This window comes from Streptomyces sp. NPDC002057, assembly GCF_040296665.1.
Classification (GTDB): domain Bacteria; phylum Actinomycetota; class Actinomycetes; order Streptomycetales; family Streptomycetaceae; genus Streptomyces.
Window position 1 is genome coordinate 231426 of the sequence record NZ_JBEOXR010000001.1, and the last position, 14677, is coordinate 246102.

General features: G+C 74.0%; 12 protein-coding genes. 3 read left to right on the forward strand and 9 right to left on the reverse strand.

What is annotated here, in order from left to right; translation table 11 throughout:
- Nucleotides 1-14: 14 nt before the first annotated feature.
- On the forward strand, nt 15-1148 hold the full coding sequence (locus tag ABT129_RS01045; RefSeq protein ID WP_351895283.1) for a sensor histidine kinase: 1134 nt from the start codon (nt 15-17) through the stop codon (nt 1146-1148).
- Here the strand turns inward: ABT129_RS01045 and ABT129_RS01050 are convergent.
- Nucleotides 1115-2911 (reverse strand): VWA domain-containing protein, encoded by a 1797-nt coding sequence (locus ABT129_RS01050; protein ID WP_351894958.1) that lies wholly within the window; start codon nt 2909-2911, stop codon nt 1115-1117. The two genes, ABT129_RS01045 and ABT129_RS01050, sit on opposite strands and share 34 nt — an antisense overlap.
- A 256-nt stretch (nt 2912-3167) precedes the next feature.
- On the opposite strand from ABT129_RS01050, the gene ABT129_RS01055 reads away from it, so the two are divergent.
- The gene (locus ABT129_RS01055; RefSeq protein ID WP_351894960.1) at nt 3168-5225 is read left to right on the forward strand and encodes a PhoX family protein; all 2058 of its coding nucleotides are present in this window, start codon (nt 3168-3170) and stop codon (nt 5223-5225) included.
- Nucleotides 5226-5252: 27 nt separating this feature from the next.
- Here ABT129_RS01055 and ABT129_RS01060 read toward each other — a convergent pair whose 3' ends face one another.
- The 8 genes from ABT129_RS01060 to ABT129_RS01095 all read right to left on the reverse strand — a co-directional run bounded on the left by ABT129_RS01060 (nt 5253) and on the right by ABT129_RS01095 (nt 13120).
- Nucleotides 5253-6263, reverse strand: coding sequence for a hypothetical protein (locus tag ABT129_RS01060; RefSeq protein ID WP_351894963.1), 1011 nt, complete (start codon nt 6261-6263; stop codon nt 5253-5255).
- A gap of 145 nt (nt 6264-6408) precedes the next feature.
- Nucleotides 6409-7884, reverse strand: a complete 1476-nt coding sequence (locus ABT129_RS01065) for an APC family permease (RefSeq protein ID WP_351894965.1) — start codon at nt 7882-7884, stop codon at nt 6409-6411.
- A gap of 197 nt (nt 7885-8081) precedes the next feature.
- On the reverse strand, nt 8082-10043 hold the full coding sequence (locus ABT129_RS01070) for an FUSC family protein (protein WP_351894967.1): 1962 nt from the start codon (nt 10041-10043) through the stop codon (nt 8082-8084).
- Between the two features lie 84 nt (nt 10044-10127).
- A complete protein-coding gene (locus ABT129_RS01075; RefSeq protein WP_351894970.1) occupies nt 10128-10364 on the reverse strand; it encodes a DUF2630 family protein in 237 nt (78 codons plus the stop codon).
- Nucleotides 10365-10382: 18 nt separating this feature from the next.
- On the reverse strand, nt 10383-11408 hold the full coding sequence (locus tag ABT129_RS01080; RefSeq protein ID WP_351894972.1) for an endonuclease/exonuclease/phosphatase family protein: 1026 nt from the start codon (nt 11406-11408) through the stop codon (nt 10383-10385).
- A 4-nt stretch (nt 11409-11412) separates the two neighbouring features.
- Nucleotides 11413-11844 carry a hypothetical protein gene (locus ABT129_RS01085; RefSeq protein ID WP_351894975.1) on the reverse strand — a complete coding sequence of 144 codons (432 nt, stop codon included), beginning with the start codon at nt 11842-11844 and terminating at the stop codon, nt 11413-11415.
- Nucleotides 11845-11853: 9 nt separating this feature from the next.
- Complete coding sequence (locus ABT129_RS01090) at nt 11854-12285, reverse strand: DUF7144 family membrane protein (RefSeq protein ID WP_351894977.1); 432 nt, start codon at nt 12283-12285, stop codon at nt 11854-11856.
- Between the two features lie 37 nt (nt 12286-12322).
- Nucleotides 12323-13120 carry an alpha/beta fold hydrolase gene (locus ABT129_RS01095; protein WP_351894979.1) on the reverse strand — a complete coding sequence of 266 codons (798 nt, stop codon included), beginning with the start codon at nt 13118-13120 and terminating at the stop codon, nt 12323-12325.
- Nucleotides 13121-13321: 201 nt separating this feature from the next.
- Between ABT129_RS01095 and ABT129_RS01100 the strand changes: the two genes are divergently transcribed.
- On the forward strand, nt 13322-14653 hold the full coding sequence (locus tag ABT129_RS01100; RefSeq protein ID WP_351894982.1) for an aminotransferase-like domain-containing protein: 1332 nt from the start codon (nt 13322-13324) through the stop codon (nt 14651-14653).
- Nucleotides 14654-14677 lie beyond the last annotated feature (24 nt).

Here is a 14677-nt window from a genome sequence, read left to right on the forward strand (position 1 = left end):
CGCCGGGGGCCGACGTGCCCGACGCCTCGGCGCCCGGGCCGTATCTGGGCTCCGGGTCCACCATCCGCACCCGCATCGCGCTCGTGTACGGAGGTGCCTTCCTCGTCCTCGGCACGGTGCTGCTGCTCGTCGTGAACCTGCTCGTCCTCGCCGGGACGGACTGGGCGACGGACGCGGTCGTGTCCCCCACGGACGGAGCCGCGGTCGTCGAGGCGTACCGGCTGGGCGACGACATCAGACGCGCCGCCGGCGAACAGATGCTCCTCTGGTCCTGCCTCGCCCTGCTCGTCACCGCCTGCTGCGCCGTCGTCGTCGGCTGGTGGACCGCCGGGCGCGTCCTGCGGCCCGTCCACGAGATGACCGCCCGCGCCCGCCGCCTCTCCGAACGCACCCTCCACGACCGGATCGCCGTCAGCGGGCCCGACGACGAGCTCAAGGAGCTCGGCGACACCATCGACGCGCTGCTCGGACGCCTGGAGACCGCCTTCGACAGCCAGCGCCGGTTCATCGCCAACGCCTCCCACGAACTGCGCACCCCCCTCGCCACCCAGCGCGTCGCCCTCCAGGTCGGACTCGACGACGACTGCGCGGTACGGGACGTCCTGCTCGACGCCAACCGGCGCAGCGAACGGCTCATCGACGGTCTGCTGCTCCTCGCCCGCAGCGATCGGGGGCTCGCGGAACGGGAGGACGTGGCGCTCGGCGAGGTCGTCGAGGAGGAGTACGCGGACGCGGTCGTGGCGGCGGCCGGCGGCGGGGTCGTACGGGGCAGCCGGGTGCTGCTCGGGCAGCTGGTACGGAACCTCGTCGCGAACGCGGTCGCCTACAACGTGCCGGGAGGCGAGGTCCGCGTGTCGGTGTCCGATGGCGTCCTGACCGTCACCAACACCGGGCCCGTTGTCCCCGCCGACGACGTCGACGGACTCTTCGAACCCTTCCGGCGGGGCGAGGGCCGGGACCGGATGGGGCCGGGCGCCGGGCTCGGACTGTCCATCGTGCGGTCGATCGCCGTGGCGCACGGCGGGAGCGTGCGGGCGGTGGCGCGGGACGCGGGGGAGGGCGGCGGGCTCGTGGTGACGGTGACCCTGCCGGTCACCGTCACCACGGCCCGTTCTCAGAGCTCCAGACCGGCGAGCAGCCCGCGGTAGAAGGCGGCGTGCGGGGTCTCGACCGGGGTCGTACCCGCGAAGAACGCGGCGGTACGAGGAGTGGCGTCGAGCTTCCGGACGAAGTCGAAGGCCTTGTTGTCCTCCTCGCCCCAGGCCACGAACCGCCAGTGCACCGAACGTCCCGCCGCCTCGGCCAGCGCCTGCGTGGCCGCGGTCTTCGACTCCGGCGCGCCGTCCGTCTGGAAGACGACCAGGGCGGGGCGGGCCGGGTCCGCCTTCTCGTGGTGGGCGAGGACCTCCTCCACGGCGCGGTGGTAGTTCGTACGGCCCAGGCGACCGAGGGTGGCGTTGACCTCCTCCACGCGGGTGGGAGTGAGGGAGGCCGGCGTCAGGTCGACGGTGCCGTCGATGTCCGTGGAGAAGAACACCGTCGTGACGGTGGCGTCCTCGTCGAGGTGCGCCGCGAGCGCGGTGACCTGCTCCGCGAGCCGCTGCACCGAGCCGTCCTTGAAGTACCCGCGCATCGAACCCGACCGGTCCACCACCAGGTACACGGCGGCCCGCGCGCCCGTGAGCCCCTGCTTCCTGAGCTGGGCCCCGGCGGCCTTGTAGGCGTCGACGAGGTGCGGGGCGGCGGCCTTGAGCCGGGGGAGGGGGAGAGCGGGCGTGCCGGCGGGGGCGCCCTCGGCCGCCACGGATTCCGTGACTTCCTCGGCTTCCGGCAGCGCCGGAACCTCGTCGGCCTGCGCGGGCAGTTCGGCTGCGGCGGCCTCGTCGGCCGGCGCGGGCAGTTCGGCTGCGGCCTCGTCGGCCTGGGCCTGCGGCTCCTCCGTCGCCGCGACGACGAGTTCCGGTTCCGGGGCGGGCGCCTCGACCACGACGGGCTCCGGCTCGGCCGGGGCGGGAGCGGGGGTCGCGTCGGCGGCCACCACGGTCGCCTCCGCCGGAGCGACGGCGACGGGCTCCGCGTCCGCCTGCTCCTCCGCCTGCTCCTGCTCCTTCTCCGGAGCCGGTGCGGGCGTCTCCGCGACGGGAGCCGTCACGGGCTCCTCCGCCGGTGCCCCGGCGGTGTCGGTGGCCGCCACGGCGGTCGCCTCCGCCGGGGTGGTCGGCGCGGCCGGCTCGTCGGTGTCCGGCGTCTCCGCCGACTCGACGGCCTGCGGCTCCGCCGCCGGCTCCGGTTCGGCCACGGGCGCCGCCTCTACGGCCGCGTCCGGCTCCGCGTCGGCCGCCACGTCCGCCTCTGCCTCCGGGGTGGCTTCGGCCGACTCCTCGGGCGCCGTCTCCGAGACCTCAGCCTCGACAACAGGGGCCTCAGCCTCGACAACAGGGGCCTCCGCCTCGGCGGCAGGCTCATCGTCCGCCTCGGCGGCGGGCGTCTCGGTCCCGGCAACCGGCGTCTCCGCCTCAGCCGCAGGCGCGTCGGCCTCGACGACCGGCGTCTCCGCCTCGGCCGTGACCGTCTCCGCCGCGACCGGCGCTTCCGTCACCGGCGCTTCCGCGACCGGCGCCTCCACGGCCTCAGCCGCGGGAGCCTCGGCCTCAGGCGCCGTGGCCTCAGCCGCGGGAGCCGCAGCCACCGCCGTCTTCGCCCCGGCCGCAGGGGTCTTCGCGCGTGCCCGCGGGATCTGCGGGTTGTCGAACGACGCCGCCACCAGGTCGTCCGCCGCGCGGCGGGCCGCGGCCTCCGGGGTGTCCGGGGACGTGGACGGGGTCTCACGCGTCTGGGGCGGGACGGAGGTCGCCGGGGATTCCTCGCGGTCCCGGCCGAATACCTTGCGCAGCATGCTCCGAATACCCATGGGCGAACCCTTTCGCATGAGATGGGTGCGTGTGAATGTCCGTACTGGGCGTTTCGGGACGATCATCCCTGGCCAGGGCGGACACGTAAGGTTAGCGGCCACCTCCTCCCTCTCCGGTGCCCCGGTGGCCCCCGGTTGCCGGGGATTCATTCGGCGTTCACTCCGTCGCAGTCCCTGTGCAGGCGTGCACACATAGCGTCGCGGCCGAAGACATCCCGACAGCATGTCGGCGCAGTGTGCGCCGGAGGAGGACGAAGTGCGCAAACTGCTGCCGCTGCTGAGCACGAACCCCCACGGAGGCGGCCGTTCCGCTCTCACCTGCCGTTACCGGTGCGGTGACGCCTGCTTCCACGAGGTGCCCAACACCAGCGACAACGAGTACGCCGGTGACGTCATAGCCGGTGTCCTCTCCCGCCGTTCCGCGCTGCGCGCCGCCGCCGTCGTGACCGTCGCCTCCGCCGTCGGCGGCGCCGCGGTGCTCGGCGAGGCCCCGGAGGCCGTCGCCCACGGCAACGGTCACGGTCACGGACCCGGCCCCGTCAAGACCGACGGCGCCCGCGGCCTCCGCTTCACCCCGGTCGCGCCCAACACCGCGGACAAGGTCACCGTCCCCTCCGGCTACTCCCAGAACGTGGTCATCCGCTGGGGCGAGCCCATCCTCCGCGGCGCCCCCGCCTTCGACTCCGAGAAGCAGACGGCGAAGGCCCAGGCCGGGCAGTTCGGTTACAACAACGACTTCCTCTCCCTGCTGCCGCTGGACGACGAGCGCGACCGCCAGGTCCTCGTCGCCAACCACGAGTACACCGACGAAGTCCTGATGTTCCGGGGCTACGACGCCGCCAACCCGACCCGCGAGCAGGTCGAGATCGCCTGGGCCGCGCACGGCCTCTCGGTCGTCGTCGTCCAGGAGGAGCGCCGCTCCGGCAAGCTCACCCCGGTCGGCCGCCACTACCTGAACCGGCGTCTGCACACGACGAGCGAGTTCCGGGTGACCGGCCCGGCCGCCGGCAGCGACCTGCTCAAGACCTCCGTCGACCCGACCGGCCGCAAGGTCCTCGGCACGCTCAACAACTGCGCCGGCGGCACCACCCCGTGGGGCACCACCCTCCACGGCGAGGAGAACTTCAACCAGTACTTCGCCAACGGTTCCAGCGCCACGGACAAGCGCTACGGCGTCGGCTCCGGTGCCACCGAGCGCAAGTGGGAGCGGTTCGACAAGCGCTTCGACCTCGCGCAGGAGCCCAACGAGGTCCACCGCTTCGGCTGGGTCGTCGAGCTCGACCCGTACGACCCCGACTCCACGCCCCGCAAGCGCACCGCGCTCGGCCGCTTCAAGCACGAGGCCGCGCAGCCCCGTCTCACCGCCGACGGCCGTCCGGTCGTCTACATGGGCGACGACGAGCGCTTCGACTACTTCTACAAGTTCGTCTCCAGCAAGCGGATGAAGAAGGGCGGCTCGCGGGCGGCCCGTGAGCACAACCTGACGCTGCTCGACGAGGGCACGCTGTACGTCGCCAAGCTGACCGGCGACTCCCCGACCGAGGTCGACGGCACCGGCAAGCTCCCCAACGACGGCGAGTTCGACGGCTCCGGCGTGTGGATCCCGCTCGCCACCGGCGACGTCTCGCACGTCCCCGGCATGACCGCCGACGAGGTGTACGTCTTCACCCGTCTCGCCGGTGACAAGGTCGGGGCGACGAAGATGGACCGCCCCGAGGACGTCGAGCCGTCCCCGCGCACCGGTCGCGTCTACGTCGCGCTCACCAACAACACCGACCGCGGCAAGGCCGGCAAGGCCGGCGCGGACGAGGCCAACCCGCGCAACCTCAACAAGCACGGGCAGATCCTCGAACTCGCCGAGAACTGGGACGACCCGACCTCCGACGGCTTCGCCTGGCGCCTCTTCCTCGTCGCCGGCGACCCGAACGACCCGGCCACCTACTTCGCGGGCTACCCCAAGGAGAAGGTCTCCCCCATCTCCTGCCCGGACAACGTGGCGTTCGACCCGTACGGCAACCTGTGGATCTCCACCGACGGTGCCCAGCTCGGCTCGCACGACGGCCTGTTCGGCGTGGCGACGCAGGGCGAGCGGCGCGGTGAGCTCAAGCAGTTCCTGACCGTGCCCAAGGGCGCCGAGACCTGCGGCCCGATCATCCAGGACCGCCGCGTCCTGGTGGCCGTGCAGCACCCGGGCGAGATCGACGGCGCCTCCGTCGAGAACCCGAAGTCGGAGTGGCCCGACGGACCCGGAAAGATCGTCCGGCCGTCGGTCGTCGCCGTCTGGCGCACGGACGGCCGCGACATCGGGGTCTGACGCGCGAGGGACCGGGGGCGGAGAGCCTCACTCCGCCCCCGGGCCCCCGCCCGGCACCCCCAGGCCCTCCCTGAACCGTACGAACTGCTCCTCCGGGTCCCCCGTGTAGGCCCACGGCACCCAGGCCGCCCGGACGCCCAGCATCCCGAGCAGTTCGCGGGCGATCTCCACCTGGCCCGCGTAGCAGGCCGCGTGGACCAGGAAGTTGAGGTCGCCGACCTCCTCCGGTGCGACCGGGCGGCCCGGTTCCCTGCCGCCGATCCAGCGGGCGTGCGTGCGGCGCAGTTCCGTCACCGCCAGTTCGTGCTTCCAGTGCTGGTCGAAGCCGCGCACCGGGCCGCGGCCGAGGGCGCCGTCCGCGATGTACCGGTACTCCTCGACCCGGGCCACCTGCACGAGCACCGGCAGCGGGGAGCCGGGCGGTGCCACGCCCGCCGCGTCGCGGGCGAAGTCGTACATGCTGCCGTGGGTGCCGTGCCACCGCGCCGACCAGTAGCGCAGCACCTGGATGTGGCCCTCCGTGTTGTACGGGTCCCGGCGCCGCAACTCGTCGAACCAGTGGCGCAGTTCCCGGCGCGGCACCCCGCCCTCGTACAGCCGGGCGACCGAGAGCAGCGACACCCACGGCATGGGGTCGGCGGGTGCGGCCTCGGCGGCGCTCCGGCAGGCGTCGACGGCGGCGTCGATCCGGCCCCGTTCGACGGCGGCGCCCCGGCCGGCGGCGATGGCCGCGTCGAAGACCCGGACCACCTCGGTGGCCGCCCGCAGGACGGCCGCGTCGGGGTTGCCCGGTTCGGCGGCCCGCCAGGTCTCCACGGTGGAGCTGCCGGCGGCGGCGTGCGAGAGGAGCCGCAGCCGGTGGGTGCGGCGCTCCCAGTGGTCTCCGGTGGCGGCGAGCAGGTCCCGTACGCCCTGCCAGCGGCCGATGACGATGTCGTGGCGCGCCTCGGTCAGCGCGCGGTCCCCGAAGTCCGGGTCGAAGTCGGGCACGAAGCGTTCCGGACGCGCCGAGCGCGCGGAGCGGCGGCGTACGGCCATCGGGGGCCTCCTTCGGGTTCGGCTGCCGTCAGAAGTCGTGGGCGTGGGGGGTGTTCCGCCGGGTTCCGGACGCGGATCCGTTCCGGTCCCGGAGACCCGGTCCCGGTGGTCCGGTCCCGGTGGTCCGGTCCGGGAGGTCCGGGTCTCAGAAGTCCGTCGCGTAGCTCTTGTCCCGGGGGCCGGTACGCGCGCGCGTGGCCGGGTCGGAGCCCTCCGCGGCCGCCATCGCGCGGACCGCGTCCAGGCGGGCCGGGCGGTAGTAGTCGCTGCCCTTGCGCCAGTACACGAGGAGCGGGACCACGCCGAGGAGCAGTCCGCCGAGGCCGATGGTGAGGGCGGTGGTGGAGAGTTCGCCGAGCGATTCGACGAACGCCCAGAGCATGAAGGCGGAGCCGAGCAGCGGCCAGAGGCCGCCGAGCACCAGGTTCCGTACGGAGCGGAAGAGGACCGACTTGTACGCGACGACGGCGGCGATGCCCGCGAGGCCGTAGTAGAACGCGATCTGCAGGCCGATCGCGGAGACGGCGTCCCGGAGGATCTGCTGGAGCGAGCCGGCGGCCGCGGCGGCGGCGAACATCAGCAGGGCGGCGCCGCCGACGGTGACGATCGCGACCCACGGGGTGTTCCAGCGGCGGTGCACGGTGCCGAGCGGGGACGGCAGGGTCCGGTCGCGGCCCATCGCGAAGAGCGAGCGGGTGACCTGGATGAGGGTGGTCTCCAGGGTGGCGACGGTGGAGAGGAGCACGGCGACGACGAGGAGCCGGCCGCCGACGCCCGGCCAGATCTCCTGGCCGATGACGGCGAGGACGTTGGGTCCCGCGGTACGGATCTCCTCCGCGCTCAGCAGGACGTTCACCACGACGGTGACGGCCACGAAGAGGAGGAAGACGAAGGCGACGCCGACGAGCGCGGCGAGTCCGGCGGTGCGGCGGCTGTCGCGGGTCTCCTCGCTGAGGTTGCTGGTGACGTCCCAGCCCCAGTAGTAGAACGCGGCGATCAGCGCGCCGGCCGCGAAGCCCTCCGGCCCGTCGAACCGGGCGAGGCCGAACCACGACCAGTCGAAGGCGGTGGCCCGTCCCCGGTGGGCCACGGCGGCCAGGATGAAGCCGAGGAGGATCACCATCTCGACGCCCGACATGATCAGCTGGGCCCGCACGGTGAGCCGGGCGCCGCCCAGGACGACGAGCAGCATGATCAGGAACCAGCCGGCGCCGACGGCCGCGGCGAGCGGGGTGCTCTCGGCGAGGTCCGGGTCGATCAGGGCGAGCGTGAGGGAACCGGCGGGCAGCGAGCCGGCCACCATGAAGACGGTGGCGGCGAAGACCAGGGCCCAGCCGGAGAGGAAGCCGAGGAACGGGTGGAGGGTGCGGCCCACCCAGGAGTAGCCGGCACCGGCGTTGACGTCGATCCGCCCGAGGCGGGCGTAGGCGAGGACGATGCCGAACATCGGTATCGCGCAGTAGAGCAGGGCGGCGGGGCCCCCGTAGCCGACGGCGCCGAAGAGGACGGCGGTGGTCGCGGCCATCGAGTAGGCGGGGGCGCTGCCGGCGACGGCCATCACGATCGTGTCGAAAGTGCCGAGGACATTGGGCTGGAGCCCTCTGTTCGTCGTGGTGCGCATGGGCGGGTCCTCGGGGCGCGGGGGGTGAGGCAGGGCGAAGTGGCCCGTCCGCCGGGCCGGTTGCCGACGGCGGCGGGCGCGGATCACGGTGAGATCGAGCGCATCGTAGTCGCCCGGGTGGCTTCGGGTAACGGCGGTGGGGAGGGTTCCGCTCCGTGACCGCCGGTAAGTCCTCCCGTGCGCCCCCGGAAGAGGGTTTACCGCAGGTCGGGACCGGCGATGGCGCGGGCCGCGCGGACCTCCTGACGGAGGGGTTCCAGGACTCCGTTCTCGTCGCCGGGGAGGTCGGTGCGGACCTCCACGAGGGTGTCGGTGTCCCGCAGTCCGTCGGCGAGCTCGCGCAACTCCCGCTCCACGGCGCCCACCTCGGCGGGATCGGGGGCCGGGGCGCCGTGATCGACCCGGATCCGGGCAGCCGTGGTGGCGTCCACGATCCGTTCGACGGCGACGACGAGCGGCCACCAGGCGGCGGCGCGGACGCCGGTGGGCGGCGGTTCGGTCAGGGCGCGCTGGAACTCGGAGCGTACGGTCGACAGATCGCGGTAGAGCTTCCGCCGGGCCCGCAGCCGCTCCCCCTGGTCACCGCCGTGCCCCTCCGCCCCGCCGAAGGCGCAGGTCACATAGGCGGCGGTGTCGGCGACGGCGTCCGCGAGCCGGTCCCCGATCCGGGCGTGCCAGGACTCGGGCCAGAGCAGGTATCCGGCGATCAGCGCGATGCCGCAGCCGATGAGCGAGTCGTACAGGCGGGGCATGACCAGGTCGAAGCCCTGCTGGTTGAGGGTGTCGGAGAGCAGCAGGATCACCGGGGTGATGGCCGCGGTCTGGAAGGCGTAACCCTTCGCGGAGAAGGCCGGGATGAGGGCCGCGAGGACGCACATCACGGGCACGTCCCACCAGCCGCGCGGCACCTCGGCCAGGACGAGGGCGGCGAGGACCAGGCCGGCGGCGGTGCCGAAGGCGCGGAGCACGGCCCGGGAGAAGACCGAACCGAAGTCGGGCTTCATCACGAACGTGACGGTCAGCGCGACCCAGTACGAGCGGGGTACGGCGATCAGCGAGACCAGCGCCTGCGCGAGGCCGATGCAGAGCGCGAGCCGCAGCCCGTACCTCCAGGAGGCCTCGGAGAACAGGACGGCGCGGGTGGCCCGGCGGACGCGGACCCGGAGCGCGGCGGGGCGGCCGAGCCGGTCGTCCACGTTGGAGGCGTCGGGCTCGGTCTTGTGGACGACGGCGGCCGCGTACCGCAGGGCGTGGTCGACGGCCTTCTCGGCCGGACGCTCGGGGGCCGGCAGATCGAGTACGGGTGTCCCGGTGCGGCCCTCCTCGACGGCGTCGGCCAGCTCGCGCACGGTCGCCGGGATCGTCGGGGACAGCGGGCCGTAGAGCTGGGCCCGCAGCTGGGCGGCGGGGGCGGCCTCGACCAGCGGGATGACGACGTTCAGCTGGGCGAGCAGCCGGACCAGGGAGGGCGCGCGGCCGTGCTGGCGGGCGCGGCGGGCCAGGATCAGGTCGTAGGACTGGTTGAGCGAGGCGGTGACGGCCTGCCGCTTCTCGTCGTACGCGGAGCTGCCCGTCGCCCCGTACAGCTCGGCGACGGCCCGGTAGGTCGCGGCGACGGCGGAACGCTCGGGTGCGGCGCGCCGCAGCGGCCAGCCGAGCAGGGAGAGCAGGAGGACGAACAGTCCGCCGACGGTGAGGAGCAGGGGCGCCTTCCACCAGGGGTCGGGCATCGGGAGACCGGCGCCGACGACGGCGTTGAGCAGCAGGAGGAGCCCGGAGACGGACGCGACGGCCCCGATCGAGGAGATCATCCCGGAGACCAGCGCGACCAGCGTCAGCACGGCGACGGCGAGCCAGCCGTGCCCGAAGACCAGGGTGCCGAGGGTGACGCCGACGGCACCGAAGAGCTGGGGCACGGCGATGTTGTAGACCCGCATGCGGTAGGCGTCGGCGGTGTCGCCGATGACCCCGGAGAGCGCGCCCATGGAGACGAGCGCTCCGTACGCGGGTTGCCCGGCGGCCAGTCCGACGGCGAGCGGCGCGGAGAGCGCGACCGAGGCCCGCGCGACGGCGGCCCAGGGAATGGGCACGGCCGCGGGCTTGAACCCGGCGGTGAGCCAGGCGGGCGGGGCGAGGCGGGTGGGGTGTGGGCGCGCCATGGGGCCAAACGTACGTGGCCGAGGGGGGTGCCCGGCGGCGCCGGCGCCGCGGTGGTCGGGGTGGCGCCCTGCCTCGTCGCGGCGCTAGTTGCGGTAGGACTCGACCTCCGCGGCCGGGCGGAGGGCCGCCGTGTCCGGGTCCTCGCCGAATTCGGCCTTCGCGCGGCGCTGTCGCAGCAGGTCCCAGCACTGGTCCAGGCGGACCTCCAGGTCGGCCAGGCGGGCGCGTTCCTCGGGGAGGAGACCGCCCGTGCGCTGTCTCAGGGCGCGTTCCTCCTCGACGAGGGCACCGATGTCGTCCAGGATCTCCTCGTTGTCCATGTCCTCAAGCGTGGCCGATCAGCGCCCGGTGTGCAGGTCGAGATCGGTGACGACGGCCCTGTGGTCCGTTCCGGGGAGGTCGGGGAAGCGGGTGTCCCTGGCCGTGAAGTCCTCGCTGACCAGGACGTGGTCGATCTGGACGTACGGGGGGACGGGGCCCTCCATGGGCCAGGTGGGGGTGCGGCTCGCGCCCGTGAGCCGGGCCGCGTCGTGGAGGTCGCCCGCGTCGAGCACGGAGCGGAAGGCGGCGTGGTCCTGGGAGGCGTTGAAGTCGCCGGCGATCAGGAGGGGGCCTTCGTGGGCGGCGGCGTCCTCGACCAGGCCGAGTTCCCGTTTCCACAGGTGGACCTGGCCGGGCAGCGGCGGCAGCGGGTGGGCGAGCTGGAGGCGTACGGACCGCCCGCCGATCTCGGCGGTCGCGCCGGGCATGCCCATGGCCGAGGGGAGCATCCGCCAGTCGCGGAGCGGGTACGCGCTGAGGATGACGGAGCCGGCCGAGCCGTCGGCCTCCACGGACGCGTAGTGGGGGAGTTCCTCGGCGAAGGCGGTGGTGAGGGTCCGTCCGCACGCGCGGTCGCACTCCGACACGAAGACGAGCTGGGGCCGTTCCCGCCGGATCGTGGTGACGAGCGCCCCGGTGGCCTCGCCGAACTCGACGTTCGAGGCGAGGACCCTGAGCCGGGCCACCACCGGGCCGTGCGCGCCGGTGGCGTCCGGCCCGTACGGCAGCGCCGTCCAGAGGGTGGCCGCGAGGACCACGGCGGCGACGGCCCCGAGGGCCCGCCGCCGGGCCGCGGCCGCCAGGAGCAGCCCGAGCGCGGCGGGGACCGCGCACCAGGGCAGCAGGGAGAGCAGCTGTGGCACGGGCGTGACCGCGTCCGTGCCGAGGAGGCGGCAGGCCGTGAGCAGGGCGGGGACGGGCAGCAGCAGCCCCGCGGCCCAGGCGGTGACGCGGTGCCTGGGCCGGAGGGACGGCTCAGGGGGTGTCGGGGCAGGGGTCTTCACGGGCTCGGCTGCGGGCTCGGCGGCCAGGACTCGGTCCACCCCGTCAGTGTCGCAGGGCCTGTCCGATCTCCGCCTTCGGTTCGCCCGAGAGCGTCCGATTGCTGCGCGCCGTACCGGTCTTGGACGCTCCGGGTGCCACGCCGTCGATGCTGACGACGACCGAGTCGAGGAAGTTGCCGTCCGCGTCCCGGAAGGTGACCAGGATCGTGTAGTCGGCGTTCGCGTCCTTCGGGTTGGTGGCCGTGATCTCGGCGACCGTGCGGTCCCCGTCGGTGCGGGTCGCTCCGGCGGTGACGTCGCCGGTGGCGTTCACCCCGTCCTTGACCTCGTTCATCTTCTCCTCGGCGGCCGAGGCGACGGCCGCCGTGGCGGTGGAGACGATGCCGCCCGCCGTCTCCTTGACGGTGTCGCAGCCGGTGAGGGCGAGGGCCGTCGTGGCGGCGAGGGTGAGCGCCGCCGCCGTGGTTCGCCGCATGCCTCCCACCTAGTACCTCTCGTTCGGGCCGTACGCGTCGTCCGTCGCCAGCGCCCAGATCACGAAGACCGAGATGGCCATCGAGAACAGCGCCCACCACGGCTGGTACGGCAGGAAGAGGAACTGGAAGAGGAGGTTGAGGGAGGCGAGGGCGATACCGGCGACCCGGCCCCATTCCGCGCCCTTGAGGACGCCGTATCCGACGATCACGAGGATGACGCCGAGGATCAGGTGGATCCAGCCCCACGTGGTCAGGTTGAACTTGAACACGTAGTCGCCGACGCGGGTGTAGACGTCGTCCTCGGCGATGCCTGCGATGCCCTGGAAGATGTCCATGAAGCCGGTGACCAGCATGAGGACGCCGGCGAAGAGGGTGCCTCCGGCGGCCCAGGCGCCGGTGGAGGAACTCGGCTTGCGGGGAGGTGCGGTGTTCTGGCTCATGGCCCCATCGTCGGAGCGTTCGGCCGGTTCCGACCGTTCAGCTGGGCCGTACGAGTGAGCCGAGGTAGCTCTCCAGTGCCGCGTCGAACTCCTCGGGGCGTTCCAGGTTGGGCAGGTGCGCGGCCCGTTCGATGACGGCGAGCGTGGCGTGGGGGAGCAGCGCGCACATGGACTCGGCGTCGGCGACCGGGGTGTAGGTGTCGTCCCGGCCGACGACGACGAGCGCGGGGAACGGGACCGTGGTGAGCGTCTCCCGGTAGTCGGGGCGCTCGGCCCGGCCGCGCAGGGCGGCGGCGGCGCCGACCGGGTCGGTGGAGCGCATCATGCGGTGGACGTGGGGGGCGGCGTGGGTGTTGTACGGGGCCACCATCAGGTCCAGTACCTCGTCGGCGTACCCCCGCATGCCCTCGGCGAGGAGCCGGTCGGCCATGGCGTTGCGGGCGGTCCTGCCCTCGTCGGTCTCGGCGGCGGGGAAGGTGTCGGCGAGGACGAGGCCCCGGATCCGCTCGGGGTGGCGGCGGTAGAGCTCCATGGCGATCTGGCCGCCCATGGAGAGGCCGGCGAGGACGCAGCGCTCGACGCGCAGGTCGTCGAGGAGGGCGACGAGGTCCTCGGCGAAGACGTCGAGGCCGGTGGAGTCCGGGTGCGCGCCGAGCGGTGTGGCGCCGTAGCCGCGCAGGTCGGGGGCGATCACCCGGTGGGTGCGGGAGAAGCGGTCGATCTGCGGCTGCCACATGGTGTGGTCGAAGGGGTGGCCGTGGACGAGGAGGAGGGCGGGGCCCTCGCCCTTGTCCTCGTAGTGGATCTCGGCGTCGGGGGTGCGGGTGACGTGCATGTCCGCAGGCTAGGCAGCCCCAACTGCTCGGTGCAATAAGATCTTTGCTCTCGGTGCAATGGTGGGGGCGGTGGGATCGTGGCGCGGTGCGAGGGTGGGAGCGCGCCGATGGTGGGACCGCGCCGATGCTGGGAGCGCCGCGATCGTGGCGCCGTGCGGAGGGCACGCCGTGGAGGAGCACGCGGTACGGAGGGGGATGTCGTGGAGGAGTACCGGAGGATCGCCGACCGGGTCGAGGCGGCCGTACGCGACGGGCGGCTGCGGCCCGGCGACCGGCTGCCGCCGCAGCGGGTCTTCGCCCGCCGCCACGCCATCGCGAACTCGACCGCCATCCGCGTCTACGGCGAACTCGCCCGCCGGGGCCTGGTCGTCGGGGAGGTCGGACGCGGCACCTTCGTCCGGGCCGCGCCCCCGCTGCCGGGCCCCGCGCTCGCCGAGGCGACCGGGGCCGCCCCCGTCGACCTCCAGCTCAACTACCCGGTCGCCGAAGGACAGTCGGAGCTGATGGCCCGGGCGCTCGCCGCCCTCGCCCGGCCCGACGTGCTGGCCGAGGCCGTCTCCCGGCCCGCCGCCGCCACCGGCACCCCCGAGGCCCGGGACGCGGCGGCGGCCGTCCTCGCCCGGCCCGGCTGGACGCCCGAACCCGAGAGTGTGCTCTTCGCCGGGAACGGCCGGCAGGCCATCGCCGCCGCGCTCTCCGCCCTCGTCCCGCCCGGCGGCCGGCTGGGCGTCGAGGTGCTCACGTACCCCCTGGTCAAGGCGGTGGCCGAGCGGCTCGGCATCCGGCTCGTCCCGCTCGCCCTCGATGCCGAAGGGGTACGGCCCGAGGCGCTCGCGGCGGCCCACCGGGCGGCGCCGCTGGCCGCCGTCTACCTCCAGCCCACCCTCCACAACCCGCTCTCCTCGACCGCCGGCCAGGAGCGCCGGGCCGAACTGGCCGAGCTGCTCAGGAGGCTGGACCTGACGGCCGTCGAGGACACCACCTGGGCCTTCCTCGTACCGGACGCGCCCGCCCCGCTCGCCGCCCACGTCCCCGAGCGGGTCCTCCTGGTCGACAGCCTCTCCAAACGGCTCGCCCCCGGGCTGACCGTCGGCTACCTGGTGGTGCCCGGACGGCTGCGTACGGCGGTGGCGGAGGCCCTGCGCTCCGGCGCCTGGACGGCGGGCGGCCTCGGGCTCGCGGCCGCCACCCGGTGGACCGGCGACGGAACGGTCGCCGAGGCGGTCGCCGCCAAGCGCGCGGACACGGAGGCCCGGCACGCCCTGGTGCGGCGGCGGCTGGCCGGACACACCGTGCGGAGCTCGCCGTACGCGTACTACTGCTGGTGGGAGCTGCCCGCGCGGTGGCGGGCGGAGACCTTCGCGGCCGCCGCCTCCGCCCGCGCGGGTGTGGCGGTCACCCCCGGGAGCGCCTTCGCGGTGGGCCCGGGCACGGCCCCGGACGCGATCCGGATCGGCCTCGCCTCTCCCCCGCACGCGGTGCTCGACGAGGCGCTCGGACGGCTGGCGGCGCTGGCGGCCGAGGACGGCTGAAACGCGAGGTGCCCCGCCCGGGGA